The 20841-nt window shown below is 67.6% G+C and carries 19 protein-coding genes; 13 read left to right on the top strand and 6 right to left on the bottom strand.

Translation table 11 applies throughout. The features are described 5' to 3' along the window. The 3 genes from ABNS06_RS11345 to ABNS06_RS11355 all read left to right on the top strand — a co-directional run. The coding region (locus ABNS06_RS11345; RefSeq protein ID WP_348674710.1) for a hypothetical protein at positions 1 to 391 on the top strand (391 nt) is incomplete at its 5' end. After that, positions 388 to 678, top strand: coding sequence for a hypothetical protein (locus ABNS06_RS11350; protein WP_348674711.1), 291 nt, complete (start codon positions 388 to 390; stop codon positions 676 to 678). The genes ABNS06_RS11345 and ABNS06_RS11350, both read left to right, overlap by 4 nt. Beyond that, a complete protein-coding gene (locus ABNS06_RS11355) occupies positions 675 to 1760 on the top strand; it encodes a hypothetical protein (RefSeq protein WP_348674712.1) in 1086 nt (361 codons plus the stop codon). Before ABNS06_RS11350 ends, ABNS06_RS11355 begins: the two co-directional genes overlap by 4 nt. 18 nt (positions 1761 to 1778) lie before the next feature. On the opposite strand, the gene ABNS06_RS11360 is transcribed toward ABNS06_RS11355, so the two are convergent. After that, entirely contained in the window at positions 1779 to 2384 is a 606-nt protein-coding gene (locus ABNS06_RS11360) for a GNAT family N-acetyltransferase (protein WP_348674713.1), read from the bottom strand. Between the two features lie 61 nt (positions 2385 to 2445). Further along, entirely contained in the window at positions 2446 to 3867 is a 1422-nt protein-coding gene (locus ABNS06_RS11365; protein ID WP_348674714.1) for a M20 family metallopeptidase, read from the bottom strand. Positions 3868 to 4003: 136 nt separating this feature from the next. Here ABNS06_RS11365 and ABNS06_RS11370 point away from each other — a divergent pair, with 136 nt between their 5' ends. Together ABNS06_RS11370 and ABNS06_RS11375 are read left to right on the top strand one after the other, a co-directional pair. Continuing rightward, a complete protein-coding gene (locus tag ABNS06_RS11370; RefSeq protein ID WP_348674715.1) occupies positions 4004 to 5422 on the top strand; it encodes a peptide MFS transporter in 1419 nt (472 codons plus the stop codon). Then, a complete protein-coding gene (locus ABNS06_RS11375; protein ID WP_348674716.1) occupies positions 5419 to 6240 on the top strand; it encodes a helix-turn-helix transcriptional regulator in 822 nt (273 codons plus the stop codon). Before ABNS06_RS11370 ends, ABNS06_RS11375 begins: the two co-directional genes overlap by 4 nt. On the opposite strand, the gene ABNS06_RS11380 is transcribed toward ABNS06_RS11375, so the two are convergent. Beyond that, entirely contained in the window at positions 6237 to 6659 is a 423-nt protein-coding gene (locus ABNS06_RS11380; protein WP_348674717.1) for a hypothetical protein, read from the bottom strand. The genes ABNS06_RS11375 and ABNS06_RS11380 overlap by 4 nt on opposite strands. Positions 6660 to 6754: 95 nt before the next feature. Here ABNS06_RS11380 and solA point away from each other — a divergent pair, with 95 nt between their 5' ends. Next, positions 6755 to 7918, top strand: coding sequence for an N-methyl-L-tryptophan oxidase (gene solA, locus ABNS06_RS11385; protein WP_348674718.1), 1164 nt, complete (start codon positions 6755 to 6757; stop codon positions 7916 to 7918). Positions 7919 to 7942: 24 nt separating this feature from the next. On the opposite strand, the gene ABNS06_RS11390 is transcribed toward solA, so the two are convergent. Beyond that, positions 7943 to 8824: a LysR family transcriptional regulator gene (locus ABNS06_RS11390; protein ID WP_348674719.1), complete on the bottom strand. Its 882-nt coding sequence runs from the start codon at positions 8822 to 8824 to the stop codon at positions 7943 to 7945. A 93-nt stretch (positions 8825 to 8917) separates the two neighbouring features. Between ABNS06_RS11390 and ABNS06_RS11395 the strand changes: the two genes are divergently transcribed. Next, the gene (locus ABNS06_RS11395) at positions 8918 to 9709 is read left to right on the top strand and encodes an SDR family NAD(P)-dependent oxidoreductase (RefSeq protein WP_348674720.1); all 792 of its coding nucleotides are present in this window, start codon (positions 8918 to 8920) and stop codon (positions 9707 to 9709) included. Between the two features lie 45 nt (positions 9710 to 9754). Here ABNS06_RS11395 and ABNS06_RS11400 read toward each other — a convergent pair whose 3' ends face one another. Further along, the gene (locus ABNS06_RS11400) at positions 9755 to 11122 is read right to left on the bottom strand and encodes a sodium-dependent transporter (RefSeq protein ID WP_348674721.1); all 1368 of its coding nucleotides are present in this window, start codon (positions 11120 to 11122) and stop codon (positions 9755 to 9757) included. Between the two features lie 276 nt (positions 11123 to 11398). On the opposite strand from ABNS06_RS11400, the gene pruA reads away from it, so the two are divergent. The 6 genes from pruA (at position 11399) to ABNS06_RS11430 (ending at position 19107) form a co-directional block, all read left to right on the top strand. Then, a complete protein-coding gene (gene pruA, locus ABNS06_RS11405; RefSeq protein ID WP_348674722.1) occupies positions 11399 to 13036 on the top strand; it encodes an L-glutamate gamma-semialdehyde dehydrogenase in 1638 nt (545 codons plus the stop codon). A 118-nt stretch (positions 13037 to 13154) separates the two neighbouring features. After that, positions 13155 to 14216: a DUF1611 domain-containing protein gene (locus ABNS06_RS11410; protein ID WP_348674723.1), complete on the top strand. Its 1062-nt coding sequence runs from the start codon at positions 13155 to 13157 to the stop codon at positions 14214 to 14216. Beyond that, positions 14213 to 15196 (top strand): N-acetyl-D-Glu racemase DgcA, encoded by a 984-nt coding sequence (dgcA, locus tag ABNS06_RS11415; RefSeq protein WP_348674724.1) that lies wholly within the window; start codon positions 14213 to 14215, stop codon positions 15194 to 15196. The genes ABNS06_RS11410 and dgcA overlap by 4 nt, the downstream gene beginning before the upstream one ends. Before the next feature lie 4 nt (positions 15197 to 15200). Further along, entirely contained in the window at positions 15201 to 16205 is a 1005-nt protein-coding gene (locus ABNS06_RS11420) for an alpha/beta hydrolase fold domain-containing protein (protein ID WP_348674725.1), read from the top strand. A 3-nt stretch (positions 16206 to 16208) separates the two neighbouring features. Continuing rightward, positions 16209 to 16829, top strand: a complete 621-nt coding sequence (locus ABNS06_RS11425) for an FMN-binding negative transcriptional regulator (RefSeq protein WP_348674726.1) — start codon at positions 16209 to 16211, stop codon at positions 16827 to 16829. A 166-nt stretch (positions 16830 to 16995) separates the two neighbouring features. Then, the gene (locus ABNS06_RS11430) at positions 16996 to 19107 is read left to right on the top strand and encodes a hypothetical protein (RefSeq protein WP_348674727.1); all 2112 of its coding nucleotides are present in this window, start codon (positions 16996 to 16998) and stop codon (positions 19105 to 19107) included. 28 nt (positions 19108 to 19135) lie between these two features. Here the strand turns inward: ABNS06_RS11430 and ABNS06_RS11435 are convergent, their stop codons facing one another. Next, on the bottom strand, positions 19136 to 20629 hold the full coding sequence (locus tag ABNS06_RS11435; RefSeq protein ID WP_348674728.1) for a DUF3336 domain-containing protein: 1494 nt from the start codon (positions 20627 to 20629) through the stop codon (positions 19136 to 19138). Between the last annotated feature and the right edge of the window lie 212 nt (positions 20630 to 20841).

A 20841-nucleotide genomic window follows, 5' to 3' on the forward strand; every position in this document is an offset into this window, starting at 1 on the left:
CATCGGCTACGGGCTGCCCTGCGCGATGGCGTTGGCGCCGGCCGGGTTCTTCGTCGGCATCGGCCTGCCGCTGAACATTTACACCGCGATCTTCACCGCCTTCGGACTGGGCCTGCTGCTCGCGATCGTCGCCACGATGACGGCACCGGCGACGGTGGCGCGAGTCCGACTGCGGCGCGCCACCGGACTCGCGCTGCTGCTCTCCGTGTCGCTGCGCTGGCTCACCGGTGGTCCGGGCTGGGTCGATGCCATCGTCCAGGGCCAGATCACGGTCCTGGTACTCGATGCGGCCATGGTGCTCACCGCCCTCGTCCTGCTGTGGCGCAAGCGTCCAGCCTCCGAACCCGCCCGCGCCCGCCGTACCCGCCGGATCGAGGACGGCGCCGGATGATTACCTGGTTGCCGGCCCTGCTCGCCCTGCTGGTCAGCGTCCCGGCGCTGACGGCGCTCGCCTGGCGCGATGGCAAGCGCCTGCGAGCGGCCAGAAATCGCGCACGGCCCTGGACGACAGCGATCCGACGCGGACTGACGATGATCGTCCTGCTGCCCGGCCTGCTGCTGATGCTGTCCGGCCTGTGGCCCGCCTGGCTGCTGTGGCTGACGCTCATCGCCGCCGCCGGCTGGCTGATCACCCGTGCGTTCGCCCCCAATGCAACGACCCACTCCCAAGCACCATGACCGATCTCATCGGCGTCTGCCGCAACAGCGTTCTCGCCTCGCTGGGCCTGTTCTTCGCTCCCGAGTCACAAAGCCGGTCCGCACTGGCCGCGACGGGCTTCGCGGAACTGCAACTGGAGCAGGTGACCCACCACGACAGCGACGGCCGGTCGGGTCACTCCACGCTGCTGGCGCGGGGTGAACTGGCACCCACCTGGACGCTGACCCCGGGAGTCCGTCTGGAGAGCACCCTGGTGCTCGAATCGCTGCGTGACCCGGCGGTGAATGACGACCACTGGGCGGGCGACGAAGGGGTCTTCGTCGAGGAGCTGAAGCTGGTCGTCGAGCAGGGGTCGTGGCAGGCCACGCTGGGCAAGTTCAATCCCGCATTCGGCAGCGCCTGGAACGATGGCCGCGGCATCTGGAGTCGACAATTCGCCGAGGGCTACGAGATCACCGAGCGGCTTGGCGCCGGTCTGGAGCACACCGGACCCGACCATGCGCTGGGCCGCTGGAGCGGCAGCATCAACGCCTATGTCGCCGACACCACGGCGCTGTCCGACGCCGTGATCACGTCGCGGCCACGCACGGATCGCGAGGCTGGCGGACCGGCCAACACGGACAGCATCGCGTCGGGCACGGCGACGCTTGGCGTGGAGCGGCTGCTGGGGGTGGAGCGACTGGTCGCCACGATCGCCTACCGGCATCAGGGCGCCGGCGATGCCGACCCGACGGCGGAGGACGAGACCGGTGTCGCGGTCACCTTGGAACACGGAACCCTGTTCAGCCCCACGCTCGGCGCAGACGTTCTCGTGGAATACGTGGATATCCAGCACTTCGAGACGCAGGACGCCGACGCCAGCTGGCTGACCACCGGCGCCGTGATCCACCTGCATCGCCGCTGGCAGCTCGCGGCCAGCCACACCCGACGTCGGATCGGCGGCGAGACTGACGACCGGCTGCTGCAACTCTCCGGTGGCTACCAGTTTGACCACGGCGGCACCCTGGAAATCGGCTGGCGACGCAGCCGCGAGGCGGGCGAGGACGCGGACATCATCGGCGCCCGATGGCAGCAGCCATTCCAGCTCGGCGAGAGCGGCTGACCGCGCGGGCAAGACCGCTCAGCTCAGCGGCATTTCCATCCGCCGTGCATCCGGCACCGGACCATTGAACCCGCGCTCGGCGACGACGCGAAAGCCAAAGCGCTCATACAGACGCTGCGCCCGCGGATTGGTGACCGCCACGTCCAGGGCGTAAATCCGGCGCCCCTGCTCGACGGCGAGTTCGCGTTGATAAGTCAGCAGCGCTTCGCCGATGCCCTGCCCCCGGGATTCCGGCGCCACACCGAGATGCGCGGCGTAGTGAGTACGGCGCGATGGCGGCGGCAGCAGGCGATCCAGGCGCAACGCGTGGCTCAGCACACGCGGCACGAGCCGAGGCGGATAGTGCCGCAGAATCTGGAACGCCACGGCGCGAGACATGGCGCCGGCTTCCGCGCCGCTGTAGAACGCCCCCACGGCGACCAGGCGACCGTCCTGTACCACCGCGCAATGATTGCGATAGCCGAACAGCCCCCGCCCGTCGCGAAACGTGCGCGTGAGGAATTCCTCCGCGGTTAGCCCGCCGTGGGCGAAGCCGTAGTCGAAGGCCGCGGGTCCGGAGCTGTAGATCAGCGGCACCGCGGCCTCGGCGTCCTCGGCCACACAGGGTCGAAACTGCCAGTTCATGTGGAACCCCTCTCCGGCCGGAACCGTCCGGCCGGAGGACAACGCAAGCGGTGAGCCAGCCTCAGCCGAATACGCCGACATGCGTGGCCAGGACATCGGCGACACAGGCGGTCAGCCGCTTGCCCGTGGGGATGTCCAGGAACTCGTTCGGCCCGTGGGCATTGGAGTTCGGACCCAGCACACCGGTGATGAGGAACTGGGCATCCGGAAACTTCTCGCCCAGCATGCCCATGAACGGGATCGAGCCACCCTCGCCGTTGTAGGCGGCGGGCTCGCCGAAGTAGCGTGCCGACGCACGGTCCACGGCGTCCTTGAGCCAGTCGGCCAGCGGCGGCGCCTCCCAGCCATTGGCGAATTCGTGCAGATCGAAGCTGACGGTCGCGCCATACGGCGGATCACGCTCCAGCTCGGCCTTGAGCGCGGCCGACGCCGCCTCGGCATCGACGGTGGGCGGCAGCCTCACGCTCAGCTTGACCGTGGTGTAGGGCCGCAGCACGTTGCCGGCGGATGCCAGCGGGGGCATGCCGTCGACGCCGGTGACGGAGATCGTCGGCTTCCAGCTGCGCGCCAGCACCAGATCCACCGGCTCGGACGCGGCCGCCGCCATCCCCTGCACGAAGGGAAAGCGTCGTGACACCTGCTCGCCCATCACCTGCGCCGTGTGGCGGGCCTGCTCGATGCGCTGCTCCGGCACCGGGGCATGCAGCGCGGGCAAGCGAACCTCACCGGTGTCGGCATCCTCGATGCGTTCCAGAAGCTGACGCAGCACACGGAAGCTGGAAGGCACCACGCCGGAGGCATCGCCGGAATGCACGCCCTCGCGCAGCACGTCCACGCGCAGGTCGCCGGAAAGCATGCCGCGCAGCGACGTGGTGGACCACAGCCGCCGGTAGTCGCCGCAACCGGAGTCCAGGCAGACGACCAGCGACGGCGCGCCAATGCGGTCGGCCAGATGATCGACGTAGTACGGCAAATCGTCGCTGCCGGACTCCTCGCAGGCCTCGATGATCAGCACGCAGCGGGCGTGGGGAATCCCCTGCGCCTGCAACGCGGCGATGGCGGTCAGCGACGCGAAGATGGCGTAACCGTCATCGGCGCCGCCGCGGCCGAACAGGCGGTTGTTCTCGATCACCGGCTTCCACGGGCCCAGGTGCTCGGCCCAACCGGTCATCTCCGGCTGCTTGTCCAGGTGACCGTAGAGCATCACCGTTTCCGACCCGCTGCCGGCGACCTCGATGAAGATCAGCGGCGTGCGCCCCGGCAGTCGCACCACCTCCAGGCTCATCCCCGCGACCGGCTGCCTGCGGGCCCAGTCGGTCATCAGCGTGACCGCCTGCTCCATGTAGCCGTGCGCCTCCCAGTCGGCGTCGAACAGCGGCGACTTGTTAGGAATGCGGATGTAGTCGATCAGCTGCGGGATGATCTCGTCGTCCCAGGTGGTCTCGACATGCTCGAACAGCTCGGCGGTATTCAAATCGGTCACGGCGCGGGCCCGGTCGCGCCGGGCGATGAAAAATGTGGCGCCAGTGTAGACGCTTCCCGCCCCGGTTCATCGGGAGAACCACCGACCCGCAGATTACGCAGTTCTGCCGATGTGACGGGTTCCAGACAGTCCTACGGTGTGCTCTCTGCTTTGGGACATCGCCGTGCTCGCATTCAGTCGACATCCGGACGGACTGCGCTGTCTGTTCTTCACCGAGCTGTGGGAACGCTTCAGCTTCTACGGCCTGAGCGCGATCCTGGTGCTCTACCTGGTGCTGCCCGTCGACGAGGGCGGCCTGGGGTATGCAACCGACGATGCCGTGGTGCTCTATGGCAACTACGCGATGGCGGTCTACCTGCTGTCGGTGGCCGGTGGCTTCATCGCCGACCGCTGGACCGGACCCGATCGCGCGGTGCTGATCGGCGGGGTCATCATCACCGCCGGCCACGCGCTGATGGCGCTGGGCCACTCGGCGGCGGCTCTGCTCACCGGGCTTGGCTTCGTGGCCGCGGGCACCGGCCTGCTCAAGCCGAACATCAGCGTGCTGGTCGGGCAACTCTACGCGGCCGATGACGACCGGCGCGATGCCGGCTTTTCGCTGTTCTACATGGGCATCAACGTCGGCGCCTTCCTCGCCCCGCTGATCTGCGGCTATCTGGCGCAGTCGGACCGGTTCCGCGACGCCCTTGCCGAACTGGGCCTGGACCCGCGCACGAGCTGGCACTGGGGATTCGGCGCGGCGGGCGTCGGCATGCTGCTCGGCCTGATCGTGTTCGTGGCGCGGCGCTGGCCGGCGATCCGCGCCGCACGGCCCGGCACGGGCTGGAGCCGTCCGGTCGCGCCCCCCTCGGGATGGGCCGATCTGTCGCGACGCTTTGGCGTCATCGCCTTCTTCTGCGCCTGCTCCATCCTGTTCTTCTCGGTGCTCCAGCAGGCCGCCGCATCGCTGAACCTGTTCGCCGACCGCTACACCCGCACCGAGCTGTTCGGCTGGGTGTTCCCGTCGTCCTGGTTCCAGTCGGTACCCGCGCTGTACGTCATCGTGCTCGCGCCGCTGTTTTCGGCGCTGTGGATTCGCCTCGGCACACGCCAACCGGACAGCGCCACCAAGATGGTCATCGGCCTGTTCGCCGCGGCGGCCGCGCTGGCGGTGATGATTCCGGCGGCCGCCGCCGCGCAGACCGCTGCCGTCAGCCCGTTGTGGCTACTGGCCGTGTACGGGTTGATCGGCATCGGCGAAATGTGCCTGAGCCCGGTGGGGCTCAGCAGCGTGACGCAGATCGCCCCGGCGCGACTGGTCGGCGTGGCCATGGGCGCGTGGTTTGTCGCCGCCGGCCTGGGCGGCAAGCTGGCCGGGGAATTCAGCGCCTGGCTGAACCTGGACGCCGTCGACGGCCTGGCAGATGCCTTCGCCCGGCAGGCCGGACTGATCCTCGTCGGCGCCCTGCTGCTGGCCGGGATCTGCCGGCTGATCCGCGACACCGCGAGACGATTGGCGACCACCGCACCGGACCCCGAAACGCCGACCGCCCTGCTGGCCGGAGACACGCCGTGACGCCTCTGGACGCGGCCATCGCGCCGGACGGGATGCACCCGGTCATGACGGCCGCCGCCACCCCCGTAATGGAGACGGGGCGTTTGCAGGCGGAGACGATCACGACCTGCACGCGCGACTATCCAAGGGGTTCGGTGGTCGAGCAGCACCAGCATGCCGAGGCGCAGTTGATCTACGCCTCCGAAGGGGTGATGCGCGTGGAGACCCCGGCCGGTGTCTGGGTTGTTCCACCGTCGCGCGCGGTGTGGGTGCCCCCGCTGACCCGCCACGGCATCCGGGCCTCGACACCGGTGAGGCTTTGCACGCTATATCTGCGCCCCGATGTGGTCGGCGCCCTGCCCCGGCAATGCTGCGTCGTCAACGTGTCGCCGCTGTTCCGGGAGCTGGCGCTGCGACTGACGCACCGGCAGACCGCGGACTGGAATCCCGCGCTGACCGCGCATGCCACCGCGTTGATGCTTTCCGAGATCCACGCGATGAACGTGCAGCCCATGCAGATCCGCATGCCGCAGGACCCGCGGCTGCGCAAGGTCTGCCGCGCCCTGCTCGATGATCCCGCAAGCCCGCGAACCTGTTCGCAATGGGGTGACGTGGCCGGCGCCAGCGCCCGTACGCTGGAGCGGCTGTTTCGCAAGGAAATGCAGCTCAGCTTCGGACTCTGGCGCCGTCAGGTTCGATTGCTGGAGGCGATGGATCGCCTCGCCGCCGGAACCCCGGTGACCAGCGTGGCGCTGGATCTCGGCTATCGCAGTCCCAGCGCCTTCACCGTGATGTTCAAGCGCGCGCTGGGCTGCCTGCCCAGCGAAATGTATGACTAGTCGGCCGCCTCATCACGCGTGGCCAGATAGTCCGTGGCGCGGGTGGGCCCGAGCACGTAGGTGTCCTCGTGCGACGTGTACATCCTGCGAAATTCGAAAAAGAAGTCCGGCCCGCTGGGATACCCCTCGTCATGAAGGATCTTCATCATCTGCTCCCATTTCCCGTCGTCCTGCCCGAGCGGCTTGACCAGGACGAAATCCCAGCTGGCGCCGGCCTCGTGGATGTACAGATCACCCGGGTCCAGACCCACGGCCTTTGCGGCGCGCTCCTGCTGCGCGATGCGTTCGAGAAAGGCCTCGTGCTGACCCGGGGCGATATGGAACACCTCGATGATGCTGCGCGGGATGTCGGGGGTCTCCGCGAGCGTGGGGCCGGCGAACGCGAGGCCGACCACCAGCAGGACAGGACGAATGTTCATGGGTTGCCATCCGGACAAAGGGGTTGCTCAGCCTAGGCGGCCCGGAATCACGCCACATCGGAAATCTCACCTACCGACCAAGGAGCTCAATGCACATGTGGGACGTCATCGTCGTCGGCCTCGGGGCCATGGGCTCGGCCACGACCTACCAGCTCAGCAAGCGCGGCCTGCGGGTACTCGGCTTCGACACGCACCGCCCGCCGCACAGCGAAGGCTCCAGCCACGGCCATACCCGTCTGACCCGTCGGGCCATCGGCGAGGGGCCCGGGTACACGCCGCTCGCGTTGCGCTCGCATGCGATCTGGCGGGAACTGGAAGCCGCCACCGGTTGCGAGTTGCTGACGGTTACCGGCGGACTGGTGATTTCGAGTCCGACGCCAGCGCGCAATGACCACGCCGAGGATTTCTTCGGCAACACCCTCCGCGCCGCCCGCAAGTACGGCATCGCGCACGATATCCTCGACCGCACCGACATGCAGCGGCGGTATCCGCAGTTCGCGCTGGCCGAGGATGAGTATGCGTACTTCGAACCCGGTGCCGGCTTCGTCTGCCCCGAGCGCTGCATCGAGGTTCAACTGAAGCTGGCGCGCCAGTTCGGCGCGACGCTGCGCACCGGCGACACGCTGCTCGGGTTCGAAACCGGTGACGGCGGCGTCACCGTGCGCACGGAATCCGGCACCTACACGGCGGAACGCCTGGTGCTGACCGCGGGCGCCCGGTTGCCGGAGCTGCTGGGGACGGTCGCGGACAACTGGTTCCGCGTGACGCGTCAGGTGCTCTACTGGTTCGAGCCCGCGCACGATGCGCCGTCCTACGCGCCGGAAGACTTTCCGGTGTTCATCTGGGAATCGCAGCGGGCGGCGCATTCACTCTACGGCTTTCCAGCGCTGGATCGCCCGGCCGGCGGCGTGAAGATCGCCAGCGGCAACTATCTGGACAGCACGACACCGGACAGCATCGACCGCGTGGTGTCCGAAGCCGAGATTCGCCGGATGTACGAACAGAATGTCGCGCCCTGCTTTCCGACGCTCAGTAGTAACTGCATCCAGACCGCGACCTGCATGTACACGGTGACGCCGGACACGCGCTTCGTCATCGACACGCATCCGGAATCCGAGCACATCCTGCTGGTGTCGCCCTGCTCCGGCCACGGCTTCAAGCACTCCGCGGCCATCGGCGAAGCGGTGGCGCAGCGGCTGGTGGACGGACGCAGCGACATCGACCTGGACTCGTTCGCGCTGGACGGACGCTTCGCATGAGCCATCCGCCACCGTGGCGGGTACTCAGAGGTTCTCGGCCAGGTAATCGATGAACGCCAGCACGCGACGCGAAGGACGCCTGCCCACGGCATGGACCGCGTAGAGATTGATCTCCGTTTGCCGGAAACCGTCGAGGACGGTTTCCAACCGCCCCGCCGCCACGTCGGCGGCAATGTCGTAATCCGACTTCATCACCACGCCGGCCCCGGCAACGGCCCACTGTCGCAACAAACCGCCATCGTTGGCCGTCCGGTTGCCGGAAACCTGGACCGCCAGCTCCCGGGCGCCGTCGACGAACCGCCAGGTACTTTGCGGATGGCCCATCCGCGACAGCACCAGGCAATTGTGCTCGACCAGCTCCTCGGGCCGGTCGGGCCTGCCGTGCCGTGACCAGTACGCGGGTGAGGCGCAGATCGAGCGCCCGCCGCGCTGGATCAGGCGCGCCTTGAGCCGCGAATCCGTCAGCGGGCCGGTGCGAAGCGCGAGGTCGTAACCCTCGTCGATCAGGTCCCGCACGTCGTCGCCCAGCGCCAGCTCGAAGCTCACCTCGGGATGCCGTGCCTGAAAGCCGTCGATCAGCCCGGACAGCCGCGAGCGCCCGAAATCGTTGATCGACGTCAGGCGGATCGCCCCCCTGAGCAGACCGGCGTCCGCCACCTGCTCGATGGCCTCGTCCAGATCGCCGACGATGCGCCGGCATTCATCCAGAAAGCGCTCACCCTCGGCGGTCAGCGAGAGCCTGCGGGTGGACCGCAGGATCAGTGTGGCGCCGAGGTGATCCTCCAGCCGTTGCAGGCTGGCCGTGACGGCCGGGGGCGCCAGATCACGCGCCCGCGCGGCCCCGGCCAGGCTGCCGTGATCGACGATGTCGATGTAGATGCGGATGTGCCTGAGCAGATCGATCATTCATGAATTATGAATGATGACTTTTCATCAAGCCCAATTATTTCGCCAGAACACGCGTTTAGGGTGCTGTTTTTCTCCCGCAGAGCACAACACATGAAGATCGACCTCACCGGAAAAACCGCCATCGTCACCGGCTCCACCAAGGGCATTGGTCTGGGCGCGGCCAAGGGGCTGGCCGCAGCCGGCGCCACCGTCGTGGTCAATGGCCGCAAGCAGGCGGATGTCGACACCGCGATCGAGGCGGTGAAACAGACGGCGCCTGATGCGGAGGTCATCGGTATTGCGTTGGATCTGGGCTCCGCCCAGGGCTGCGATGCGCTGGTGGCGGCACAGCCGTCCTGCGACATCCTGGTCAACAATCTGGGCATCTTCGGTCCGCAGGATTTCTTCGAGACGCCGGACAGCGACTGGACCCGGTTCTTCGAAGTGAACGTGATGTCCGGTGTGCGACTGTCGCGGGCCTACCTGCCCGGCATGCGGGAGCGTGGCTGGGGCCGCGCCGTGTTCCTGTCCTCGGAATCGGCGTTCAATATCCCGGCGGACATGATCCACTACGGCTTCACCAAGACCGCGGTGACCTCGATTGCGCGCGGACTGGCCAAGCGCATGGCGGACACCGGCATCACCGTCAATTCGATCCTGCCTGGCCCCACGTATTCCGACGGACTGATCGACATGCTGCGGGATGAGATGGAGAAGTCCGGCAAGACGCTCGATGAGGTTGGCCGGGAATTCGTCATGGCCAACCGTCCTTCGTCGATCATCCAGCGCCCGGCCAGTGTCGAGGAAGTCGCCAACCTGATCGTCTATACCTGCTCGGCGCAGGCATCGGCCACCACCGGCGCCGCGCTGCGCGTCGATGGCGGCGTGGTCGACAGCCTCTGAGCCTCGACGCGGGATCGGTGACGCATCATCCGGACCGCCGCTGCCTCAGGGCAGCGCGGTCATGAGCAACACCGCGAAGATCGCGATCGGGCAAAGCCAGCGCAGCAGCCACACCGCCGCCCTGCGCGCCCAGGGCGTGGCTTCCTCCAGCTCCTCGACATAGGCCTGACGCACGCGCCAGCCCAGCAGCAGGCTGGTGAGCAACGCGCCCAGCGGCATCATCACGTTGGCGGCAAAGTAGTCCAGCGTGTCGAACAGGGTCTTGCCCTCGAACAAGGCGATGGCGCCCAGCGGGTGCCAGTCCGCCAGCAGATTGAACGACATCACCGAACCGATGCCCAGCAGCCAGGAGGCCGTGAGCACGATCAACGTCGTGCGCTGGCGCGAGGCGCGGAAGCGCTCGTGCGCCCAGGCCACGGTGGGCTCGACCGACCCCACCGACGGCATCAGGGCCGCCAGCACGAGCAGCAGGAAGAACAGCGTGCCAACCACGCGGCCGCCGGGCATCTCGGCGAAGGCGCGGGGCAGCACCTCGAACACGAGCTGCGAGCCCTGGGCCGGGTCCATGCCGTAGCCGAATACCAGCGGAAAGATCATCAGCGTCGCCAGCAGTGACACCAGCAGAATCGACCCGGTGACGATGCCCGAGGTCTTCAGCAGCGAGGTCCCACGCGGCACATAGGCGCCGTAGGCGATCATCATCGCCTGGCCGACACCGGTGGCGTAGAACGCCTGGCCGATCGCGGCGAGCACCACATCGGAATCGATGGCGGAAAAGTCGGGCCGGAACGCGAAGGCCAGGCCCTGGCGCACGTCACCGGTGATCAGCGCGTAGGCGACGAGAATCAGCAGCAGAATCAGCAGCCCCGGCGCGCGAATCTTGTTGGCGACTTCGATGCCGCGCTGCAACCCACGCGAGGTGATGACGGCGACGCCAACAACAAAGGCGAGATGCCACAGCGCCATCTCCACCGGATCGGCGAGAAAGTCGTCCCAGATCGCCTGGGTGCCATCGGGGCCGGCGGACGAGAGCATCCCGACGCCAGCCTTGAATGTATAGGCCAGCACCCAGCCGGCAATCAGCATGTAATAGGACGACACCACGAACGAGGACAGCGCGCCCATGACGCCGATGGCGTTCCAGCGACGACCGCCACCCACACGCGCCGCGATGGAGCCGGCCGCCGCGGGCGGACTGACACGGGCGCCGCGACCGATCGCGAACTCGGCCGCCAGCAGCGGCGTGGCAATCAGCAGACAGGCGATGACGAACACGAGTATGAATGCGCTGCCGCCGCTGGATCCGGCCAGATAGGGAAACCGCCAGATGCTGCCAAGACCGACGGCGGCGCCGGCCGCGCCAAGGTAGAACGCGACCCGGGAGGACCAGCGCAGTTCGGCGCCCGCGCTCATGCCCGGTGGCTCAGGCGAACGGTTTCTGACGAGACGGCACAGGCGACTGGAGGCATTCGGGGATTCCGGTGGATCACATGGCGACGCCGGCACAACAACCGGCCCTCACACCGTAGAAAACCCCGCCGCTCCGGCCTCCGGAAAAGCCGTCATGCGATGTCGTGATTGCGCCATGTCACCGAGCTGTCGCATTTCCGACAGCAAGTGACCAGCCGGCGCGCGCGTGCCCGGGTCGATGTTTCTAGGCTGGGCGCTCGCTCAATCCCCCTTGTCACCATGCAGCATGCAGCCGGCCGCGCGCCCTACCCCCCGCCTCTGAACGAACCCGAACTGTCCTATGCCCCGGGCACACCGGAACGCGCCGCGTTGCGCACCGCGCTGGAGACCATGGCCGGCGAGAACACCGACATGCCCTGCGTGATCGGCGGCCGGGACGTCACGACGGGCCGCCTCGAAGCCGCGCGGATGCCGCATGACCACCAGCACGTGCTGGGTCAGGCCCACCTCGCCGGCACCATCGAAGTCCGGGACGCGATCGACGCCGCGCTCAAGGCCAGAGCCGACTGGGCGAACTGGCCCGCCGAGGAGCGCGCCGCGATCTTCCTGCGCGCGGCGGAGCGGCTGTCCGGTGACTGGCGGCAGACCCTGAACGCCGCAACGATGCTGGGCCAGTCGAAAAACGTGCAGCAGGCCGAAGTGGATTCGGCCTGCGAGCTGATCGACTTCTGGCGTTACAACGTCGACTTCATGCAGCAGATCCTCGCGCAGCAGCCGCAGAACGCCGACGGCGCCTGGACCCATATCGACTACCGTCCGCTGGAAGGTTTCGTCTACGCGGTCTCGCCGTTCAACTTCACCGCCATCGCCGGCAACCTGCCCAGCGCGCCGGCGCTGATGGGCAATACCGTGGTCTGGAAGCCGTCACCGGCGGCCAAGCTCTCGGCTCACTACATCATGAAGCTGTTGCAGGCGGCCGGCCTGCCCGATGGCGTGATCAATCTGGTCTATGGCGACGCGGCGGAGGTCACCTCGACGGTCATGGCGCATCCGATGCTGGCCGGCGTGCACTTCACCGGGTCCACGCAGGTGTTCGACCGGTTGCAGCATGCGGCCGCCACCCACGCGCACCGATCGATTCCGCGCCTGGTCGGCGAAACCGGCGGCAAGAACTTCATCCTCGCGCATGCCAGCGCCGATCCCGAGCAGCTCGTCCCGGCGATCCTCCGTGGCGCCTTCGAATACCAGGGACAGAAGTGCTCGGCGCCGTCGCGGCTGTACCTGCCCGAATCGCTGTGGCCCGGTCTGCGCGAGCGGCTTTGCGACGAGATCGCGACCATTCGCATGGGCGATGTCCGCGACTTCGGCAACTTCATGACCGCAGTGATCCACGAAGGCGCCTGGTCGCGCCACATGGAAGTCTTCGAGGCGGCGAAGTCCGATCCGGACACCGAGATCCTGACCGGGGGCCGCGGCGACCAGTCCGTCGGTTACTTCATCGAACCGACATTGCTGCGGACCACCAACCCCGCCGCGGCATTCATGAAGGATGAATACTTCGGCCCGATCACCTGCGCCCACGTCTATCCGGATGCCGAATACGACGCGCTGCTGAACACGATTGATACCACCGCGGACTACGCGCTGACCGGTGCCATCTTCGCCAACGACCGCGCCGCGTTGCAAAGCGCCAGCGCCGCGCTGCGCTACACGGCGGGCAATCTGTATCTCAACGACAAGCCCACCGGCGCGCTGGTTGGTCAACAGCCCTTCGGTGGCAGTCGCGCCTCCGGAACGAACGACAAGGCTGGATCGACCTGGAGCCTGGCGCGCTGGACCTCGCCTCGCACGGTCAAGGAAACCTTCAACGCCTCACGCGGCGGTTACGCACATCCGTTCATGGCGGCGGAGGACTGAGGCGGCCACGGTCCCGGGGAATTCCAGCAATTCTACGGATGGAGGCAACCGGGCCCGAGCGTCAGGCTTGCACCACATCTTTCAGACCGCTGTTCCCGTGACAGGCCTCGCCGACTCCATGACTACCGCCGCCCGCTCCACGTCTCCAACCGCCGGCTCGCCAGGTGCCCCGTTGGCATTGCGCAAGCCCTATCTGCTGTTCGTCGGCGACATCAGCTACAAGCCGCATGCGAAGACCGCGTTCGGCATCCGCGACTGGGCGCCGGACGACTGCGCCGCGCAGATCAGCCTGCCTGGCTCCGGCCTGGATCTGGGGTTGCCGGAGTGCGATCCGGCCACCGCGGCGCGCGAGCACGGCGCCAAGACACTGGTACTGGGCGCCGCGGCGCCCGGCGGTCGCATCCCCGACCACTGGCGTCCCACCCTGCTCGCGGCGATCCAGGCCGGCATGGATGTGGTCGCCGGCATGCACACGCGGCTCAGCGACATCCCGGAGCTTGCCGCCGCCGCGCAGGCCGCCGGCGTTCAACTGATCGACGTTCGCGTGCCCCCGGTCGGCCTGTCGGTGGCGACTGGCCGCAAGCGCTCGGGCAAGCGCCTGCACACCGTCGGCACCGATTGCGCCCTGGGCAAGAAGTACACGGCGCTCACCCTGGCAGCGGCGCTGAAAGCCCGTGGCATCGACGCCGATTTCCGCGCCACCGGGCAGACCGGCATCCTGATCGCGGGCGGCGGCATTCCGATCGATTCGGTGGTGGCCGACTTCGTCGCCGGTGCCGCGGAAGCGCTGAGCCCCGACGCCGACCCGGATCACTGGGACGTGATCGAAGGTCAGGGAGCACTGCTGCATCCGTCCTACGCCGCCGTCACACTGGGCCTGTTGCACGGTTCACAGCCCGATGCCCTGGTGATCTGCCATGACCCCACACGCACGCATATCGTGACCTGCCCGAATGCCGCCATCCCGCCACTCGACGAGATCGCTCGCCGGTATCTGGAAGCCGCGCGCCTGACCAATCCGGACGTGCGTATCGTCGGCGTGAGCCTCAACACCTCCGGCCTGTCCGACACCGCGGCCGAAACCGCGATGTCCGAGGCATCGGCGCTGCTGGGCGTGCCCTGCTTCGACCCGATGAAGACCCCGGCGGACGCCGTGATCGACCGGCTGCTCGCTGCATGAGCCTGTCGCTGACCGTGGAGACGCGGGCCTGGGCGCTGAAGGAACCCTTCGTGATCTCGCGTGGTGTACAGACCACGGCGGATGTCGTCGTCGTCCGACTGCGTGATGGCGATCTGGAAGGCCTGGGCGAGGCCGCCGGCGTGCCCTACCGCGGCGACACCCAGGCGCGAATGCTGGGGGATCTGGAAACCGCCCGCGCCCGCGTGGAAGCGGGGCTGACGCGGGAACAGCTGCTGGACGTGCTGCCGCCCTGTGGCGCCCGCAACGCACTGGACGCCGCGCTCTGGGATCTGGAATCCAAGCGCAGCGGAACACGCGCCTGGACCCGCGCGGGCATGCCCCGGGGCGATGCCATCACCTCGGTGATGACCATCGGCATCCGCGACACCGAGGCCTATGCCGAGGCGGCGACCCGGTTGGCGCACTATCCGTGGCTGAAGATCAAGGTCGACGCCAGCGACCCCGTGGCCGCGATCGAAGCGGTCCGCCGCGGCGCGCCGGACGCCCGCCTGGTCGTGGACTCGAATCAGTCCTGGACGGTCGATCAGCTGCGCGCCGTCGCGCCGGACATGGCCCGGCTTGGTGTCGACCTGCTGGAACAGCCGGTGTCCGCGGGCTCCGACGACGCCCTCATCGACTATGACAGCCCGGTCCCGCTCTGCGCCGACGAATCGGCGGAGACGCTGGCCGACCTGCCGCATCTCAAGGGCCGCTACGATTTCATCAACATCAAGCTGGACAAGACCGGTGGCCTGACCGCCGCCCTGGAGCTGGCGCATGCGGCGCGTGCCAACGGACTGCGGCTGATGGTGGGCTGCATGGTCGGCGGCTCGGCGGCGATGGCGCCGGCAATGGTGCTGGCGCAGATCTGCGAGGTCTGCGATCTGGACGGCCCGATGCTCCAGGCCGAGGACTGGCCGGGCGGCATCGTCGAGAACGCGGGCGTGATGCAGCCGCCCTGGCCCGGCCTCTGGGGCTGATCCCGTGGTCGAGATCGCTTCGCCCGTCCGCGAACTGGCCGCCGCGCACGGCGAGACACTGGCCGAGGGCATGGAGACCTTCGTCGACGCCCTGACCCGCGGCTACGAGGAACACGCGGATGCCGACTTCGGGATACCGGCCGAACGCCGCCGCGTCGCCTCCCTGGTCCGCGCACCCTGGACCCGCGGCGGACCGGTCATGCACCGCAGCATCAACCGCATTGTCCCCACGGCCGCCGGCCGGATTCCGATTCGCGTGCATCTGCCAACCGATGAAACGGCGTTGCCGGCCCTGCTCTACATCCATGGCGGCGGCTGGGTGATGTTCGATCTGGACACCCACGACCGTCTGATGCGCGAATACGCCGCGAGGACCGGTTGCGCGGTGGTCGGCATCGACTATTCGCTGGCGCCGGAAGCGGTGTTTCCGCGACCGATCCTGGAGATTTCCGCCATCACCCGCGCCCTGGCCCGCGGGCGGCTGGACCTGCCGGTCGATCCCGGGCGTCTGATCCTCGGCGGCGATTCGGCCGGCGCGAATCTGGCGGTCGCGACGGCGCTGACGCTGCGAGACGCCGGCATGGGCGAGGCGCTGGCCGGGCTGCTGCTGAACTATGGAGCGTTTGATCCCCGCTGCGACAGCGCCTCGTATTCACGCTTCGGCGACGGTCGCTACCTGCTGTCCGCGGAAGAGATGCACGGCTTCTGGGCGGCCTACGCGGGTGACCCCGAGCTGCTGGATGACCCGCTGCTCGCGCCGGTGGAAGCCGACCTGGCCGGACTGCCTTCCACGCTGCTGTGCGCCACCGAATACGATGTGCTCGCCGACGACAGCGAACGGCTGTACCGGGGATTGCAACAAGCCGGCGTCAACGCCGATCTGCGCCGCTACGCGGGCACCGTGCACAGCTTTCTGGAGGCGGTGTCCGTCGCGCCGGTGGCGGAAACGGCACTGGACGACGCGGCGGCCTGGATGCGGCACATCTTCAAATCCAATCGCCGGAGCTGAACCATGTGGACTCCCGCCCCGTTCGAGCAGCCCGAACTGAAAGCCGGCCATGACCTGGTCCGCCGGATCCGCCTTGGCACCGTCGTGACCGCCGCCCCGCTGAACGCCACGCCCGTGCCGTTTTATCTGGACGGGGATCGTGGCACCGGAGGCACCCTCGTCGGCCACCTGGCGCGAGCAAACCGGCACTGCGAGGCGCTCGCCACCGGTCCCGAGGTGCTGGTGAGCTTCACCGGTCCGCAAACCTATGTCTCCGCCGAGTGGTACGTGACGCAGCCACGCGTCTCGACCTGGTATTACGCCGCGGCGCATGTGCACGGCTGCGCCCGGCTGATCGAATCACCGGAGGCCGTCCGCGCCATTCTCGACCGCAGCTTTGCGGCGTTTGGCTCACCAGACAGCAACTGGCGCCCCGACCCGACCTATGTCGACCGGCTGCTGCCCGCCATCGTCGGCCTGGAAATCGACATCGAGCGGATCGAGGCGCAGCAACGCTATGGGCAGGATGGGCCGCCCGCCGACCAGACCGCCGTGTTCGAGCGCCTGCGCGACGGTGGCCCCGGCGACCGGGAGATCGCGAGCTGGATGCGCGACGCACCCGGCAGTGCGCTGAGCCCGGCCTAAAACCGCCACTCTGCCTGTCCGGCGTGGCAACACACGGACCGGCGCCCCCCAACAATCACCGCCACGCCACACCGCGGGACCGGTTATCCGCCACTATTTGACTTATGTCATTTACTGTTTGACCATAATTTGACAAGTGTCATGCCAACAACGATTGGAGGAGACCATGACGCAACAAAGCCTGGAAAAAGGCTGTGAACGGCCCGTAGTGGCCGCAGTACGTCGCCACCATGCCCACCGGCTGTGGCCCGCGCTCTTGTTGATGCTGGCCGCCGCCTGCAGCGGCGGGGGTGATCCGCAGACGGGGGCGACCGACCCACCCGATGGTTGCGCGTCCAACCCCGACGACTGTGGCGTCGCCGAGAACTACCCGCTGATCGGCAAGGCGCGCGGTGGCAACGTCTGGGCGAATTACTGCGAGGACAAGGCCGATTCGGCCGTGCTGCCCCGCGACCCGCGCGAACTGCTGACACCCGGCGTGAACGACGGCCTCGCGGTGGCGTTCAACGCTAACTGGCAGTCCTGCGACATCGGCGTGGAACGCCCGACCACCTGCGGAGAGATGCGCGAGCAGGCGGAGATCGGCAAGTTCGTGGCGTTCGGAAACGGGGAGGTCGGCAGTCCGGTGGCGTTCGCGGGAGGCCAGGACGCGCCTTCCGGTGTGGACGCCGAGAACTACAACAATCTGTGGCAGGTCTGGGGGCTGTCCGAGCGCCCCGACAACTTCGATGAACTGGTCGCCCAGCGGCACGGTTCTCCGCTGGCGCCCTGGCCCAATCCCTACCCGCTCCCCGGCGAGGATCCGAACGAGACGAACGGTGGCTCGGGCCAACTGCCGCTGGCCTACACGCAGATCCGTGAACCGGACGGCACCTGGACCGGCGAGATCGGCACCAAGGTCTGCGTGTTCTGTCACAACGGCCGCATCGACACCACGAATCCCGATGTCGAACTGGGCACCATGCTCGGCGGCGCCGGCAGTATCGGGGACTTCGCGGTCTCCGGCTCCGATCTAGACAAGGCCGCCGGTGTGCTCGCCGCGCCCAGCCCGACATCGCTGATCACGATCTCGACCAACCGCGGCACCGGCGCCATCGATTTCTTCCAGCTCGCGTTCGTGCTGTTCAGCAAGGGCGACCTGGAACTGTTGCTGAACCCCAAGATCCTGTTCAGCCAGGCGATCGGCAACATCAAGAGCCCGCCGTGGTGGAACCTGGCCTACCGGCCGCAGAAATTCCACGGTGCGATCCTGCCCACGGACGCGTCACGAATCGATCTGGCGGCGTATTACGACCTGGTGTCCAGCCTGTCGGGCGATGACGAAGCCGCGCTGGCGTGGAACGACGCGCATTCGGGGCCGTTCCAGGTCTGGGCGGAGACACAGGCATCGCCGCGCTACCCGGGCGAGATCGACATGGATCTGGCCGAGGCCGGCGCGGTGCTGTTCCATGCCAAGGACCTGTGGGCCGACAATCTCAACAATCCGGTGCCCCGCCCCGACGAGGGCAACGGCTCCTGCGCCAGTTGCCACGGAGCCTATTCACCTCGCTTCATCCATGATCCGGCCTATCTGGAAACGCCGGAACTGGGCGGGCTGGCGGCCTACACCGTGCCGATGGACGTGATCCGTACCGATCCGACCTACGCCGAGGCCATGCAAAGCCTGCGCAATCCTGACGGCAGCTTCCCGAATGCCACCGACCAGCAGAACTTCCTCTGGTGCGGCCACGGGAACTACGGCGACACCGAGAATCGCACGCCCATCCTGCTGGCTCCGCCCCTGTGGGGCGTCTGGGCGGCCGCGCCCTATCTGCACAACGGCTCGATTCCGAACATCTGGGGCGTGCTCGATCCCGCCAGCCAGCGCCCGAACATCTGGCGCCGCGTATCCGCGCCCGCCCGGCCGGATCAGGAAGGCGAGGTGGTCATGGGATACGACACCAGCTTCGAGCGCGCCTACGACACCGAGCACCTGGGCTGGAAATACGACGAGCTCCAGTGTGGTGACGACGGGACCGAGCCGTTCCTGGCCTGCAGCCCGCTCAGCGAAGATCAGCCATCCACGGCGCAGCAGGCGATCAGCCTGCTGTACGAGCAGATCGGCATCACCTGGAACCTGCCCCGCCCGGCCGGCATCCGGATGAGCGAGCAGGACATCGAAAATCGAAAGATCTACAACACCAATCTCTACAGCCAGGGCAACCAGGGACACGACTTCACGATGGTGCTCACCGACGCCGAGCGACGCGCGTTGATCGAGTACCTGAAAACCCTGTAGCGGCGAACCACCGCCGAAGGCTGCCGCGTCAGCCGACCGACGCGGCAGCCTTCGGCGCGGCCTCGGGCGGCGGTGTCACGGTGATGTCGGAGGGATGCCGCAGCGCATCGTCCTGGCCGAGACGCCCGAGGATATCCTCCAGCGTGCGCGACACGCGGGTGGCGTTGCGGATCATCTCCAGCTTGGGCCAGCTCGCATGCTGACCGGCGTCGATGATCCGGTCGATCTCGTCCGCGTTCATGTAGTGCAGCGCCCTGAGCGGCCGGATCAGCCCGGGCGGCGGCAGGATGTTCACGTCACCGCTGTATTCCTGTGTCCACACCGCCATGAGCGAACTGACGACATGTCGCAACTCCGGCCAGCGGCGGCCGTAGCGGTGGGTCATGCGCTGCGCCAGATGGGCGATGTTCTTCGCCGAATGATGCGCGAACAGCCGCAGATCCTGAGACAGCGATGCCGGGTATTGCACCGGCAACATCACCGCGAACGGATTCACCTGGCTGACGATGTAGTGATTGACGGCGAATAGCCGCGAAAGACGCCGCGCCGGCAGGTCCTCGCTGACCGAGCCGTCCACCCACTTGCGGCCAGGCAGATAGGGCTGGATCTCGCCCCGATGGTTTTTCGCCATGAGCTGGACCGGCGGGAAGAAGCCGGGCACGGCACAGGACGCCATCACCGCCGAACGAATGCAGACGTTGGGCGAGGTGATTGCGTTGAGCAACCGGGAGGTCTGATGCAGCGCCGCCGGCGACACGGTGATGTTGATGTGCAGTCCGGTGATCTCGAAGGCCTCGGCGAAGGTCAGATCCGGCACCAGGCGGCAAATCGTCGAGCGGATGTCGCGCTGATCGAAATACGGAATCACGCCGAACTTGCGCTGCGCGGAGCGGCTGCTGGTCGGCTGCACCTCGAACTGCTCCGCGCGCAGAATCCCGTCGAGCTGCTCGCGGGGATAGCTGCCGACCATCGCCACGGTCAGCGATCCCGCGCTGGAACCGGACATCCCCCGGGGCAGCAGATCGGCCTCCATCAATGCCCGGACCACACCGGTGTGAAAGCTCCCGTAGGCGCCCCCTCCGCTGAGCAGCAATGCCGAGCGTCCGAAGCAGAGATTCGCGCGGCGGAAGAAATCCAGACGCTGCGCCCGTGTCACGCCGCCGCCATCCGACCGGGCCAGATGTTCCAGAGCCTCGCAAAGCGCGTCGACGTACTCACCGATCAGCGATTTCGTGCCGGCTTTCGCGCGCTCGTAGAGTTCCTTGGACCCCATCCGGCCGAAGTTGCCGTGCACGCCCTCGTTCAGCGCATCCAGCAGCGCGGCATCATCGCCGGCGGCCCGCAACGCGCGCAGGGCGTCCAGCCTCGCGCGGATCGCCTTGTAGTCATAAATCCGGGTCTGCTCGACGCCGCGCCAGCTGGCCGCCCCGGTCGCCGCGTCATGCGCCTCCGCCGCCGTGCGCCAGTCCGCGTATGAATCCGCACGCGCCATGCGGTTGGCTATCTCCGTGAGTTCACCCATTCGATTCCTGTTTCGCTCCGGTCGGTGTGGGTTTTCGTCAAGCTGCCCTAGCGGGCGTCAAAGCCGCGTAAACGAAGGATCGTCGGCTACCGCCCGCACGACCCGTTACCGTCGCGCAGTCACCACCATGCCGGGAGTTTCCCGGACGGAAGCACTGGGCGCGGGCTGAGAAACCCATAAGTTGACATTTGTCGTATTTTAACTAAATTGGG

It is taken from the genome of uncultured Abyssibacter sp. (assembly GCF_964000955.1).
Taxonomy (GTDB): Bacteria; Pseudomonadota; Gammaproteobacteria; order Nevskiales; family OUC007; genus Abyssibacter.